This window comes from Micromonospora peucetia, from assembly GCF_900091625.1.
In the GTDB taxonomy this organism is placed as follows: domain Bacteria; phylum Actinomycetota; class Actinomycetes; order Mycobacteriales; family Micromonosporaceae; genus Micromonospora; species Micromonospora peucetia.
This window is the reverse complement of record NZ_FMIC01000002.1, coordinates 2,454,196-2,467,838: the sequence shown is the minus strand read 5'-3', so window position 1 is coordinate 2,467,838 and position 13,643 is coordinate 2,454,196. Positions and strand designations below refer to the sequence as shown.

At 71.3% G+C, this 13,643-nt stretch carries 12 protein-coding genes; 7 read left to right on the top strand and 5 right to left on the bottom strand.

The window, feature by feature from the left end:
• From GA0070608_RS11515 to GA0070608_RS11500, 4 genes are read left to right on the top strand one after another with little or no spacing between them, the layout of a single operon-like run.
• Nucleotides 1-1,941 (top strand): MFS transporter, encoded by a 1,941-nt coding sequence (locus GA0070608_RS11515; protein WP_091626507.1) that lies wholly within the window; start codon nt 1-3, stop codon nt 1,939-1,941.
• Complete coding sequence (locus tag GA0070608_RS11510) at nt 1,938-2,495, top strand: hypothetical protein (RefSeq protein ID WP_091626504.1); 558 nt, start codon at nt 1,938-1,940, stop codon at nt 2,493-2,495. The genes GA0070608_RS11515 and GA0070608_RS11510 overlap by 4 nt, the downstream gene beginning before the upstream one ends.
• Nucleotides 2,492-3,658 (top strand): M23 family metallopeptidase, encoded by a 1,167-nt coding sequence (locus tag GA0070608_RS11505; protein WP_091626501.1) that lies wholly within the window; start codon nt 2,492-2,494, stop codon nt 3,656-3,658. Before GA0070608_RS11510 ends, GA0070608_RS11505 begins: the two co-directional genes overlap by 4 nt.
• Nucleotides 3,659-3,671: 13 nt before the next feature.
• Nucleotides 3,672-4,274: a hypothetical protein gene (locus GA0070608_RS11500; protein WP_091626498.1), complete on the top strand. Its 603-nt coding sequence runs from the start codon at nt 3,672-3,674 to the stop codon at nt 4,272-4,274.
• A 4-nt stretch (nt 4,275-4,278) separates the two neighbouring features.
• On the opposite strand, the gene GA0070608_RS11495 is transcribed toward GA0070608_RS11500, so the two are convergent.
• Nucleotides 4,279-4,833 (bottom strand): hypothetical protein, encoded by a 555-nt coding sequence (locus tag GA0070608_RS11495; RefSeq protein WP_091626494.1) that lies wholly within the window; start codon nt 4,831-4,833, stop codon nt 4,279-4,281.
• Nucleotides 4,834-5,036: 203 nt separating this feature from the next.
• Between GA0070608_RS11495 and GA0070608_RS11490 the strand changes: the two genes are divergently transcribed.
• Together GA0070608_RS11490 and GA0070608_RS11485 are read left to right on the top strand one after the other, a co-directional pair.
• Nucleotides 5,037-7,577 (top strand): FtsK/SpoIIIE domain-containing protein, encoded by a 2,541-nt coding sequence (locus tag GA0070608_RS11490; protein WP_091626490.1) that lies wholly within the window; start codon nt 5,037-5,039, stop codon nt 7,575-7,577.
• On the top strand, nt 7,574-8,326 hold the full coding sequence (locus tag GA0070608_RS11485) for a hypothetical protein (protein WP_091626486.1): 753 nt from the start codon (nt 7,574-7,576) through the stop codon (nt 8,324-8,326). Before GA0070608_RS11490 ends, GA0070608_RS11485 begins: the two co-directional genes overlap by 4 nt.
• A gap of 140 nt (nt 8,327-8,466) precedes the next feature.
• On the opposite strand, the gene folE is transcribed toward GA0070608_RS11485, so the two are convergent.
• The 4 genes from folE to GA0070608_RS11465 form a co-directional block, all read right to left on the bottom strand.
• Nucleotides 8,467-9,132, bottom strand: a complete 666-nt coding sequence (folE, locus tag GA0070608_RS11480) for a GTP cyclohydrolase I FolE (RefSeq protein WP_091626483.1) — start codon at nt 9,130-9,132, stop codon at nt 8,467-8,469.
• Between the two features lie 38 nt (nt 9,133-9,170).
• On the bottom strand, nt 9,171-11,195 hold the full coding sequence (ftsH, locus tag GA0070608_RS11475; RefSeq protein WP_091626478.1) for an ATP-dependent zinc metalloprotease FtsH: 2,025 nt from the start codon (nt 11,193-11,195) through the stop codon (nt 9,171-9,173).
• Nucleotides 11,196-11,716: 521 nt separating this feature from the next.
• On the bottom strand, nt 11,717-12,292 hold the full coding sequence (gene hpt, locus GA0070608_RS11470; protein ID WP_091626472.1) for a hypoxanthine phosphoribosyltransferase: 576 nt from the start codon (nt 12,290-12,292) through the stop codon (nt 11,717-11,719).
• Nucleotides 12,293-12,393: 101 nt separating this feature from the next.
• On the bottom strand, nt 12,394-12,639 hold the full coding sequence (locus GA0070608_RS11465) for a hypothetical protein (RefSeq protein ID WP_141719449.1): 246 nt from the start codon (nt 12,637-12,639) through the stop codon (nt 12,394-12,396).
• Between the two features lie 42 nt (nt 12,640-12,681).
• Here GA0070608_RS11465 and GA0070608_RS11460 point away from each other — a divergent pair, with 42 nt between their 5' ends.
• A complete protein-coding gene (locus GA0070608_RS11460) occupies nt 12,682-13,641 on the top strand; it encodes a GlxA family transcriptional regulator (RefSeq protein WP_091626466.1) in 960 nt (319 codons plus the stop codon).
• Nucleotides 13,642-13,643 lie beyond the last annotated feature (2 nt).

Below are 13,643 nucleotides of genomic sequence, written 5' to 3'. Positions count from 1 at the left end.
ATGGCGCGGGCCCGGGCACGGTTGGCGGCGTTCCTGCTCGCGCTCGGCGTACTCGCCGGGGCCACCATCGGCTGGCCGGCCGTCGGCGCCACAGCAGCCGGCCCGAACCCGCTGACAGCCCAGGCCAACGCCGACCTCTGCACCACGCCGGAGTGGCAGGCCGACTTCCGCGCCTGCGTCGGCAAGCTCAAGGATGTGTCGGCAGCCCGGGCGGAATGCCTTGAGCCACCAACGCCCGGGGCTCCCGATGCCGGCCTAGCCGGCTGGTTTGCCAGTTCACCGCCGGAATCCTCCACCGGCATCACCGGCAGATACAGCCTCTATGGATATGCCGGGTACAGCTACACGACATACGACATCGGTTGCGCTTCAACCGTGCTCCATCCCGACTACAAGTTCACCACCACTGTCGCTAATGGCGAGTTCATGATTGCCACTGCGGTGATCGGCGCTTCCAACGCACTGCGCGAGCGCGCCTGGGATCCGCGGTCGATGTGGGGCTGGGCCGACCCGCTTGTCGACCAGGCGACCAAGGCCGTCTACCAGAAGGTGTTCAGCGTCTTCGGCATCGTCACGCTCTGCGTGGTCGGGCTGTACCTGCTCTGGCGCTCCCGCCAGTCGGACATGAGCAACGCGATGACCACGGCGGGCTGGGCCCTGCTGGTGATGGTTGCGGTGACCGCCCTGGCCGCCTGGCCGGTCAAGTCGGCCAACATCGCCGACGGCACCCTCATCACCACCCTGGGCGTGGTGCACGACGCGGTCGGCCCGCAGGTTAAGGAACCTGCGCCCGGCCGGTGCATCGACCCCGATCCGGAGCGATGCAAGGACAACCGTGCACCCGCCGTCCGAGCCAGCGACACCGCTACCGAGTCCATGCTGTACCGGAACTGGCTGCGGGGCGTTCTCGGATCGGCTGACAACGAAACCGCCAAGAAATACGGCCCGGCGCTGTACGACGCGCGGTCTTTGACCTGGGGCGAGGCGCAGTCGATCCGCGCCAATCCAGCAACACGGCAGGCCACCATCGAGGCGAAGCAGCAGCAGTGGATGAAGGTGGCTGAGCAGATCAAAGAAGAGGACCCGGAGGCGTACGAGTACCTCCAGGGAGTCCGGGACATGGACCGGGTGGGGGCCGGGTTCATCGCGGTGCTGGCCGCCGTGCTCTTCGCCATGTTCGACCTGACCGCCTCGCTGCTGGTGCTGCTGGGCTTCCTGATCTTCCGCTGGGCGGTGATCGCCGCGCCGATCCTCGGCACGGTGGGTTTGATGCGTCCCGCCAGCGCCGGGTTGCGGCGGTTGGCGAACGCGGTGGTGGCGGCCGTCTTCAACATCGCCATCTTCGGCACCGGCGCAGCCATCTACCTCTTCGCGGTCGACCTCATCATGAGCACGCCGACCCTGCCCGGCTGGCTCCAGGTGGTGCTGGTCTGGCTCTGCGGCGTGGTCGGCTGGCTGCTGCTGCGCCCCTACCGGCGGATCACCCAACTCGGCGGCAAGGACAGCAGCGAGGCGGTCGGCTCGGCCGGCTCGTGGCACCGGCGCTTCTTCCGGGACATGCGCACCGCAGCGAGGCTCGACGTGGCGGAACCCGGCGGCACGGCCGAGCCGGCGATGGGCCGACGCCGTGGCGTCGTGGCGGAGCAGACCACCCTGCGGCCGGAGGCCCGGCGGGAGGATCCGGCGCACGCCGCCACCCGCAGCGGAGGTGAGGAGCGGCAGCGGCCCGACGGCCGCGAGCAGCCCGCCGAGAAGGCGACGCCGGCCGAGGACCGGGGCACCTCCCGCCCGGTCGCGCCCCAGCCCCGACGGCGCCAGCCAGCCACCTGGACAGAGCCGGACGTGCCGGACGAGAACCCCTCGTTCGTCATCTACCGTCCTGGGTCCGCGAAACGCGAGCCTGACCGGCCCACTCCGCGGATCCGCTCCGAGGCGCGGTGAGTGCGGTGCGGCGGGCAGTCGAATTTCTGTTCACCCGGGTGCTTCGATCCCGGCTCGGCATCGCCATCGGCATCGCCGTCCTCGTGTTCGGGATCATCGGGGCGGCACAGTTGGTGTCCGGACCCGGCGATTCCACGTCCGGGCTCAGCAACCGCCCGAGCCGACCGATCACGACGGTCGCCCCGACCACCGGTGATGACGGGGCGTTCTCGACCGGCGCTCCGCCCTCTCCGATCACCCGCCCGGGCGATCTCACGCCGGAGCAGACCGCCGCCCGTTTCGTCACCGCCTGGCTCGGCAAGCCGGGCATCACGGCGGAGCGGTGGCAGGAGGGCCTGCATTCCTTGTCGACCCCGGCGCTGATCGACAAGCTGGCCGGCGTCGATCCGTCGGGGGTGCCGGCCGGGCAGGTGGACGGCAAGGTCACGCTCCGGCCCCGGGCCGAGAACTTCGTCGAGGTGCTGGTCCCGCTGGACACGGGACGGCTCCGCCTCGAACTGGTGGCGCCCGACGGGCGGTGGCTGGTGGATACGGTGGACTGGGAGCAGAAATGAGCGACGAGACCCGACCTCGCCGACAGCTCCGGCTCGGCTCCCTGGCCGCCGCGTTGACGGCGACGCTCGCCCTGCTCTGCTGCACCGGCGGCGCCGGCGCCTTCTTCCTCACAGAACTGGGCGGCGAGTCCGCTAACGGTATGACACTGGCTAATCAGGACTGCAAGGAAGACACTCAGGTAAACATAGTAGGCGAAATGCCGCGAATACCCCAGTACGGTGAACGTCAACTCCGCAATGCCGCCAGGATTATCAAGGTGGGGCAGGAGATGAAGGTTTCCCCCCGCGGATGGGTGATTGCCGTGGCGACTGCCCTGCAGGAGTCCAGACTTCTCAATCTGGCAAATCGGACCGTCAGCGAGTCCGAGACCATACCCAACGAGGGCATCGGCGCCGACCACGACTCCGTCGGCCTGTTCCAACAGCGGGCGAGTTGGGGAAGTGTGACGCAGCGGATGACGCCCGAGTACGCCGCCCGGAAGTTTTACGAAAAGCTGGTCCGGGTTCCCGGCTGGGAAACGATGCCGCTGAGCCGGGCCGCGCAGGCGGTGCAGATCAGCGCATTTCCCGATGCGTACGCCAAGCACGAGGACGTTGCCGCCCGGATCGTCAGCGCGCTGGCCGGTGGGGCCGCACGGATCACGCTGGCCGGAGGGAAGCAGACGTGTGACAGCGCCGCCGAAGGGCAGATCGCCGCCTCGGGCTGGACGGCTCCTATACCGGGCGGAGTCGGCTCGGGCTTCCGCACTGCGGACCGCCCCGCCCACAACGGGGTCGACATCGCCGCCCCGAAGGGCACCGACATCCGGGTCGCTGCCACCGGCCGCGTCCTGGTGGCCCACTGCGACCCTGACAATCGTGGCGGACGAACCTGTGACGTAGACGGCTGGCCAAACAAGGGAGGGTGCGGCTGGTTCGTTGACGTCCTGCACGCCGGCGGGTTTGTCACCCGCTACTGCCATATGGTGAGCAAGCCCCGAGTCAATGTCGGCCAACTCGTCGAGGCAGGTGTAGTCATCGGCGAGGTGGGCAGCAGCGGCAACTCCTCGGGCCCGCACCTGCACTACGAGGTACACAAAGACGAGGACCGGAGCAGCCGGGGTGCCATCGACCCGGTGCCGTTCATGCGGTCGCGCGGCGCGCCGCTCAAAGGCGCAGGATGAGACGTTCGCTGTCATGAACGAGCCGCTTCCCGACCCGTTCGCCGACCAGCCGGACTGGGCTCCCCGCCCGCCCCGACCGATCGAGATCGTGCCGGCCACCGGCCGCGTCGAGCTACGGGGACAGCGGGTGCTGGTTGGCCTGCCCGGACTGGGCTGGCGCGGAGACCTTCGCGCCGACGATCGGGTGGTGCAGGGCAGTCGGACCTACGTGCCGGTGATCCCTGAGCACGAGTGGTACCGGGCAGAGTCCGACCAGGTGGAGGTCTTCGCGCCGCTGGTCCCGGTCGAACGGGTCTGGGTGGAGACGGTAGGGGCCCGGCGGGCGGACGCGTCGGGGGGCCACGAGACGGACGCCCGCCTGGTCTCCCTGGACGCGCCGACACACCGCAAGCCAACCCCGGTCTTCGAGGCGGATGCCGTCACTGGTCGCCGGGTGGTGCACGTCGCAGAGTCGGTCGAACATCGGGACCTGCGAGCCGTCACCGAGACCTACTCGGGTGCGGAAGGCGACATCTGCATTCGGGTAACGCCGGAGATGGATTGGTACCGCTGGGTCTGGCGGGGCCAGTCGCCGACGACGCTGGAGGTTCCGGTGCATCTACTCTGGATTGAATGACGCCTTAGCTGACCATCGATCCAGCACAGACTCGCCAACCGTCTGTGTCTTGTACCTCGAAACGCCATGGGTCGGTGAGGCTCTGTTGCACCCCATCGACGGAAGCGCTACGCCGGATAACCGCCGTGACCGTAGCCGCCGACGAGCCGTTCATGGCTACCACGATGCTTTCGACGTTGATCGAAAAGCTGGTGCCCAACTCCTGCTCGCGTCGTTCGATCTGGGCTCGCAGATCATCAATCGATGGTAGCGAGCCATCGCAGGTGAATAGCAGAGCCCGGTTCTGGTCACGCGAGACAAGCGCGGCCTGCAGGTAGTTGACGACCGCGACGTCCGGAGAACCACGGTCCGGTGCCGCGGCTCGGTTGTAGAGCACGTATCCGGCGGCCACCCCGCCGAGGCAGAGTGCCACGACGACGCTCGCCACCACGGTGAACACGGTGCGAAGCCGCCGCCGTGGCCGCTGCGGCACCGGGGCCGGCGAGGGCGGCGCCAGGTGGTCGGAGGGGGGCCGTTGCGCCGGTACGCGGGAGACCTGGGAACCGGCGGAGGGCTGCACTGATTCCACCCTCTGAGGCTAGCGGCTGGACGCGATTGACCCAATGCCCCAGATCCAGCGGATCGTGACGGACCAGTCCCCATCGGTGAGTTCCACGACATCACCGGCGCAGTGCCGCCGCGCATCCCGGCCGAGCAGGCCTGCCTGGGTTACGGTCTCTGCGCGGGGAGGGGTTGCCAACCTCGGGCAGAGGGGGTGGACGCGTGGCCGGTTCGAAGGCACGCACTAGCCGCGCCGCCGTACTGCACCGGCGGGTCGCCGCCACCGCAACCGCTGCCGCCGGCGTCCTCGACGACACCCGGCCCGCCCCCGCCGACCAGCGCCGCCAGTACGAACTGGCCGATCGTCTCCGGTCTGCGGCGGCGGTGCTGGCCCCCGGCTGGGCAGGCGCCCCTCTGGAGACGATCGCAGCGACCACACCGGCCGGTGAGGGGCTGCCTTCCTTCGTCCGGATCGGGACGGCGGCACCGCTGGACGACGCCCGGTTTCCCGCACTGGTGCCGTTGCTCGGCACGGGGCACCTCTCGGTGGACGTCGATGCCCGGGATCCCCGGGTGGCGGGGTTGCTCCGGGCCGTACTGCTGCGGTTGCTGGCGGCGACCCCGGCCGGGGCGCTGCTGGTACGCGCGGTGGACGCGACCGGCACGGCCCTCGCGCCGTTCGCGGCGCTCGCGGACGCGGGTCTGCTGCCGCCTCCAGCGGTGGACGTGGCGGGTCTGCGGGCCGTGCTCACCGAAGCCGAGCAGTGGGTGGCTCCGGGGACGAGTGGGCGTCGCCGACACGACCGGACGCTGCTGCTGGTGATCGCCGCGCTGCCCGAGGCGACCGGCCCCACCGACCTGGCCCGGATTGAGGCTCTGGCCGAGCCGGGCCGGGCCGCCGGCCTGCACCTCGTCGTGGCGGGCTGGTCTCCGGCGGGCGGCCGGGAGCCGTTGCCGCAGGCGACGACCCTGGCGGTCCGCACCGCGTACGCGTTGCTGGGTGCCCCGCCGGGCGGGTCGTTCGCCGGTCCGGGCGCCGATCCTCCGGGCGGGTTGAATTCGCCGGTGTTCATCGAGGCGGATCCGCCGGCCGAGCTCGTCGACGCGGTCTGCCGCCGGCTGGCCGCGCAGGTGGAGGCGGGTTCCCGGCTGGCGCTGACCGATCTGCTGCCGTCGGCCGACGAGGAGTTGTGGACGGCGAGCGGGGTGGGCGGGCTGACCACGACCGCCGGGGATGCCGGTGGCCGTCCGGTGTCGCTCGGTTTCACGGAGTTGACGCCGCACTGGCTGGTCAGCGGCCGTTCGGGCGCGGGCCGTTCCACCTTCCTCACCACCGCGCTGCTCGGCCTGACCGCCCGGTACGGCCCCGACGAGCTGGCTCTCTACCTGGCGGATCTCGCCGACGCCGAGTCCTTCGTGGAGTTCCTCCAGACCGAACGGGACCGGTCGTGGATCCCGCAGGTCCGGGCCGCCGCGATGGCCGCCGATCGGGAGTACGTGCTGAGCCTGCTCGACGAGTTGGTGGCGGAGGTACGGCGGCGCGAGGAGGCGGGCGGTCGGGCCGGCGGGCAGCGCTTTGCCGAGCTGCGACAGCACCGGGCCATGCCCCGGGTGGTCTGCGTGCTCGACAACCTCCCGCTGCTCTTCGCCGAGCGGGACCGGCTGGCCGTCGACGCCGCCGCCCGGCTGGACGCGCTGGCCCGCACGGGGCGCGCGTACGGGGTGCACCTGGTGCTGGCCGGCGAGGGCGATCTGGGGTTGGGCTCGCGTACCGATCGGGACTCGGTGCTGGGGCAATTCCCGGTGCGGGTGGCGCTGCCCGGTGGGGGCGCCGTGCTGGAGCCGACGAACGACTCGGCCGCCGGGCTGCCGGTGGGCAGCGCGGTGGTGAACACCGCCGGTGGGCTGGGTGGTCCCCGGGGCGCGATCCGGGGACACGAGCGGATGGTCCGGTTCCCGGACCCGCAGGACCATCCCGACACGGTGGAGGAGCTGCGGCACCGGCTCTGGTCGGCCCGCCCGGAGGGGGCCACCCCGCCGGTGGTCTTCGCCGGTTACGCCCGCCCGCTGCTGCGCAACGATCCCCGGCACCGGACCGCGCTGGCGGGGCAGGCACCCGGTCCCGCCGCCCTGCTGGGCCGGGCGCTGGACGTGCCGCGGAGCACCGTCGCGGTGTCGCTCGGGCCGGCGCCGGGGCGCAACCTGGCCGTGCTCGGCCCCGGGCCGGAGGCGGCCCGGCTGTTGGCCACCGCGGCGCGCAGCACGGCGGCGCACCACGAGCCGGGGACGGCCCGCTTCGTGCTGGCCGCGCCGGACGAGGAGTGCCGGGCGCTGGCCGGGGCGCTGGCGGTCGAGCTGGCCGGGCGGCACCCGGTGGACACGGTGGACCTCGCCGGCCTGCTCGCCGCCGTGGACGACACCGTGCCGGCCTACCTGGTGGTCTTCGGACTGGACGTGCTGACGCCGGCGCAACTGCCTGCGGAGCGGCTACGCACGCTGTTGCGGGAGGGTCCGTCCGCCGGCCGGCACCTGCTGGGCCGCTGGCGGACGGTGCCGTCGTTCGCGGCGTTGCTGGAACCGGAGGGCGAGGTGGACAAGCTCGCCGCCGTGGCCGTGGTGGACCTGCCGGGCGCGCAGCTCACGTCGGTCTTCGGCCGGCAGGTGCAGTGGCGGCCCCGCCCCGGCCGGGCGATGCTCTGGGACGGCCCTGGCGAGCAGGGCACCGTGCTGGTCCCGTTCGCCGGGGAGGGGGAGCCGGCATGACCCGCCACGGGGCACGGAGCAGGTCAGGGCAGGCCACGCCGGGGCGGCAGCGTTCCGGCACCGACCCGGCACCGGATCGCGCTGACAACGGCGGGCGGGCGGACACAGACGCGGTGTCCGCCGCGTGGACCGAGTACCTCGCCGCCGCCCGCCAACTCGACGGGATACGCCGTGACGCGACCACCGCCGCCGGCGAGCAGGCCCGGTCGGTGCAGGCCGCCCGCGAGGAGCTGACCGCCGTACGCACCCGGTTGGCGTCGCAGGAGGCTCGGCTGCGCGAGCGGGGCGTACCGCCGATCTCGCTGGTCCCGACGCCGCCGGAACTGACCGAGGCGACCCGGTCGATGGCGGGTGGGCCGGCGGCGGTGCTGGCCGCGCTGCGCGCCGCCCGTGGCCGGGCGGAAGCCGCGGACGCGGCGCTCTCCGCGCGTGGGCTGCCACGGCTGGCCGGTTGGCCACCGCGCCCCCGGAATCTGCTGGTGTACGGGCCGCTGGCGCTGCTGGTGCCGGTGATCCAGGTGGCCTTGTTCGTGGCGACCGGCACCGGGGTGGCGAGCGTGGCCGCGCTGGTCTTCGGGCTGCCGATGCCGGCGGTGGCGTTCGCGGCGGGTTGGATCGGCGTCGGCCGGTTGTTCCCCCCGCCGGACGGCGGCCGGGTGGACCGCACGGCCCGGCTTGGCGCTCTGGTGTGCCTGGTTCCGGGGGTGCTGGTCAGCGCGGGCCTGCTGCTCGCCATGCTGGCCGGCTGATCCGCCTGCTCGCCAGGCCCCGCGACACGACGCGCCGGCCCTGATCGCCACCGGACGGAACCCACAGGGACGTCTCCCGCACCGGGCGCAGACGGCTCGGCCGGCCGACCCTGGTGGGGCGGCCGGCCGATCTGTCGCGGTCAGCGGTGGATGATCAGCGCCATCGCCTCGGCGCGCGACTTGGCGTCGCGCTGGAGGGTGCCCCGCACGGCCGAGGTGATGGTCTTGGCACCCGACTTCTGGATGCCGCGCATCGCCATGCACATGTGCTCGCACTCGAGCACCACCACCACGCCGCGCGGCGCGAGCCGCTCCATCAGCAGGTCGGCGACCTGCGAGGTGAGCCGCTCCTGCACCTGTGGCCGGCGGGCGAAGACCTCGACCAGGCGGGCCAGCTTGGACAGGCCGGTGATCCGGCCGTCCGGGCCCGGGATGTAGCCGATGTGGGCGCTGCCCCGGAACGGCAGCAGGTGGTGCTCGCACAGGCTCATCACGTCGATGTCCCGGACGAGCACCAACTCCTCGTGGTTGGCCTCGAAGGTGGTGCTGAGCACCTGGGCCGGGTCGACCCGGAGGCCGGCGAAGAGTTCGGCGTACGCGCGGGCCACCCGGGCCGGGGTCTGCTGGAGCCCGTCGCGGTCCGGGTCCTCCCCGACGGCGATGAGGATCTCGCGGACCGCCTTCTCGATCCGCCCGAGGTCCACGGTCTCCTCGACGGGCCGACCGGTGAGCCTGCCGCTGATCAGGCGCGCGGCCACGTAGTCGAGAGTGTCGTCGCCGTCCGGCTCGGTCGCGGAGACGGCCAGTCCCCGGTGCTCCCGGGAACTGGCCGTCGGGTCGCTGCTCAGTGCATACCGTCCGAGTTGTTGGAGTTGTTCGAGGTGCTGCCGCCCACCGTCGCCTGGGCGCCGTCGGCCTGGGCCTGCACCTTGAGCGCGTCCTTCTCCGCCGGCGTGAGCACCGGCGGCTCGGTGGAGGGCTGGCGCTTGCCGAAGCCGTTGTACGGCGCCATCGGCGGCCGCTTGGCCACCCGGGCGCAGATCCGGGCCATGTCGGCGGTGGAGAGGGTCTCCTTCTCCATCAGCTCCAGCACGATGTTGTCCAGGACGTCCCGGTATTCCACCAGGATCTCCCAGGCCTCGTCGTGGGCCAGCTCGATCAGCGCCCGCATCTCGCCGTCGATCTCGGCGGCGACGACGTCGGAGTAGTCCCGTTCGTGGCCCATGTTGCGGCCGAGGAACGGCTCGTCGCCGCTGGTGCCGTACTTGATCGCGCCGAGCTTGGAGCTCATGCCGTACTGCGTGATCATCGCGCGGGCCAGCTGGGTGGCCTTCTCGATGTCGTTGCCGGCGCCGGTGGTCGGCTCGTGGAAGACCAGTTCCTCGGCGGCCCGCCCACCCAGCGCGTACGCCAGGGTGTCGACCATCTCGGCGCGGGTCTGGGTGTACTTGTCCTCGGTGGGGAGGACCAGCGTGTGGCCCAGCGACCGACCGCGGGACAGGATCGTCACCTTGTGCACCGGCGCGGCGTGCGGCAACGCCCAGGCGACCAGCGCGTGCCCACCCTCGTGGTACGCGGTGATCTTCTTCTCCTGGTCGCTCATCACCCGGGTCCGGCGCTGCGGTCCGGCGATCACCCGGTCGATCGACTCCTCCAGGGAGTCGTTGCTGATCGCCCGCTCGTCCTTGCGGGCGGTGAGCAACGCGGACTCGTTGATCACGTTGGCCAGGTCGGCGCCGCTGAAGCCCGGGGTGCGCCGGGCCACCGCGTCGAGGTCGACGTCGGGGGCGAACGGCTTGCCCTTGGCGTGCACCCGCAGGATCGCCTTGCGGCCCTCCATGTCGGGGGCGTCCACCGGGATCTGCCGATCGAAACGGCCCGGGCGCAGCAGCGCCGGGTCGAGGATGTCCGGCCGGTTGGTGGCGGCGATCAGGATGACCCCGCCCTTGGTGTCGAAGCCGTCCATCTCGACGAGCAGCTGGTTGAGCGTCTGCTCGCGCTCGTCGTGGCCGCCGCCCATGCCGGCGCCGCGGTGACGACCGACGGCGTCGATCTCGTCGACGAAGACGATCGCCGGGGCGTTCGCCTTGGCCTGCTCGAAGAGGTCACGGACCCGGCTGGCGCCGACACCGACGAACATCTCCACGAAGTCCGAGCCGGAGATCGAGTAGAACGGCACCCCGGCCTCGCCGGCGACGGCGCGGGCCAGCAGCGTCTTACCGGTGCCGGGCGGGCCGAAGAGCAGGACGCCCTTCGGGATCTTGGCGCCCAGTGCCTGGTACTTCGCCGGATTCTGCAGGAAGTCCTTGATCTCGTGCAGCTCCTCGACGGCCTCCTCGGCGCCGGCCACGTCCGCGAACGTGGTCTTCGGCGTGTCCTTGGTGATCATCTTCGCCTTGGACTTGCCGAAGTTGAGCACCCGGGAGCCGCCGCCCTGCATCTGCGACATGAAGAAGAGCAGCAGGAGTACCAGCAGGGCGATCGGGAGCAGGTTGACCAGCAGGCTCACCCAGATGCTGTCGGACGACACCTTGGCGTCGGCCGGGCCGGTGACCCGGTTGTTCGCCTTGGCCTCGAGGACCTCGTTCCAGACCTCGGCGCCGACCTCGTAGGGGAACTGCGCCTCGATCAGGTCGGTGTTGGTGTCACCGAACTTGGTCTTCTGCTCCAGGTCGAGCTGGATCGTCTGTTCCTTGTCCTGGAAGACGACCTTTTTGATCTTGCCGGTGTTGAGCTGGTCGAGCGCAACGGAAGTGTCCACCCGGTGGTAGCTGGGACCAGCGGTGAAAAGTTGACTGAGCACAACGGCGCCGAGGATGACCAGGATGATCCAGACCACCGGTCGGCGGAAGAAACGCGTACGTTCCATACTGTTGTCGAGCGCCGAGGCGCCCGCATCCTCCTGATCGACGTCCTGACCGTCTGATGGTGTCGCCGCCTGTGGCGGCGGCCGGAGCCGCCGTGCGGGCCGACTCGACCCCGAGGCACGAAACTGCCGCGCCGCGGTCATTCGACGGTACACCGTGCACGCGAGGAGTGAGCTTGCGAGCCCCGCAGTCGCGCACAAAGGAAACAGCTGTGCGCGCACCGAGCGAGCCTGCCAGCCCCACGATCACGCACGATCCGAACATCGTCGCGCGCGGAGCGAGCATGCGAGCCAAACAATTACGCGTAGGGCGAACCGGGTCCAACCGGCGTGACGGGAACTCCCTGCCCGACCTTCCGTCCGCCCGGTCCCGCGGTCCGATGGTTCGGGCGTGAAGACAACTTCCACGCCACCGGCCTATACCGTAGACCGGTTCACTGGGAGCCCGCTGAACGTCCGCTCGACGGACACCGATACGAGGAGGGCTCAGGCCGGGCCGGGGGCTCAGGCCGGGGGCCCAGGGCTCAGGCCCGGGCGTACACCTCGGGCTTGAGGACGCCGACGTAGGGCACCTCGCGGTAGCGCTCGCCGAAGTCGAGACCGTAGCCGACGACGAACTCGGTCGGGATGTCGAAACCGACGTACTTCACCGGCACCGGCACCTTGACCGCGTCGGGCTTGCGGAACAGCGCGACCACCTCGACGCTCGCGGCCGAGCGGGACTCCAGGTAGCGCAGCAGCCAGGACAGGGTCAGGCCGGAGTCGACGATGTCCTCGACCACGACCACGTGCCGGCCGGCGATGTCCCGGTCCAGGTCCTTGAGGATGCGGACCACCCCGGAGGAGGTCGTGCCCTGGCCGTAGGAGGAGACGGCCATGAACTCGAGTTCGGCGGGCGGCCCGCTGCGACCCAGCGCCCGGGCGAAGTCGGCCATGAACATCACCGCGCCCTTGAGGACGCAGACCAGCAGGAGCCCGTCATCGACGTCGGCGTAGTCCGCCGAGACCTGCTTGGCGAGTTCCGCGGTCTTCTCGCGGATCTGCGCCTCCGAGATGATCACGTGGTCGATGTCGGCGTCGTACCAGGAGCCGTCAGCCATGACTCCTAGCCTGCCGTACGCCGGATGGCCCCCGTCGGCGGGGCCGGCCCTTTTGGGCACGGTCCCACCCGGGATGAACTCCACGAAGGCCACCAAACATCTCAGCAGGCGCGTGACCGCCAGCGGCGACCGTCGTCGGACGGCTTCCAGTCGGCTGAGTCCCGGCTGTCGGCGGTGAGGCCGGCGGCCGAGGCCACGGCGAGGATGACTAAGAAGAGCAGGAAGAGCAGGATCTCCATGGCGGCGCTCACTTTCGCATGGTTGCTGTTGTTTTCGCCGCCGGTGCGCACCGGACTGGAACCAGTTTCCGTCGACTGCCACCGCCCGGACAGTGGCAGAAATGCCACGCCCCCTCGATTTCCTGCCAGCCGCGCGGTTACCCTCGTCACATGCTCAGATCGGTCGCCGTCCTCGCCCTGGACCGGGTCGCCACGTTCGAGCTCGGGGTCCTCGCCGAGGTCTTCGGGACCGACCGCACCGCCGACGGGTTCCCCGATTACCGCTTCCACGTGTGCAGCCCCGACGGGGCACCGGTCCGCACCTCGTCGGGCTTCCACCTGACCCCGCACACGGACCTCGGCCCGATCGAGGAGGCCGATCTGGTCGCCGTGCCGGCCCACCAGCACGGCATCGTGGTCCCGGCCTCCGTGCTCGACGCCCTGCGCCGGGCCGCCGATCGCGGGGCGTACCTGCTCAGCGTCTGTTCCGGCGCGTTCGTGCTGGGCGAGGCCGGCCTGCTCGACGGCCGGGAGTGCACCACCCACTGGCGGTACGTCGACGAACTGCAACGCCGCCACCCGACCGCCAGGGTCCGCTGCAACTCGCTGTACGTGCAGGACGACCGGCTGCTCACCAGCGCCGGCACGGCGGCCGGCATCGACGCATGCCTGCACCTCGTCCGCCAGGAACACGGCTCGGCGATGGCCACCCGGCTGGCCCGCCGGATGGTGGTCCCCCCGCACCGCGACGGCGGGCAGGCGCAGTACATCGAGACGCCCATCCCCAGGACCCCCGAGGCGCCGACTCTGGAGCCGGTGCTGGAGTGGCTGATGGGGCACCTGGACCGGCCGGTGACCGTCGACGAGCTGGCCGCCCGGGCGGAGATGTCCCCGCGCACGTTCGCCCGGCGGTTCCGCGCCGAGACCGGCACCACGCCGCACGACTGGCTGACCAACCAGCGGGTGCTGCTGGCCCGGCGGCTGTTGGAGGAGACCGGGCTCAGCGTCGAGGCCGTCGCCGACCGGGCCGGCTTCGGCGACTCGGCAGCGCTGCGGCACCACTTCGCCCGCCGGGTCGGCGCCACCCCGCACAACTACCGGGCCACCTTCCGCGACCGGGTGGAGGCCTGAGC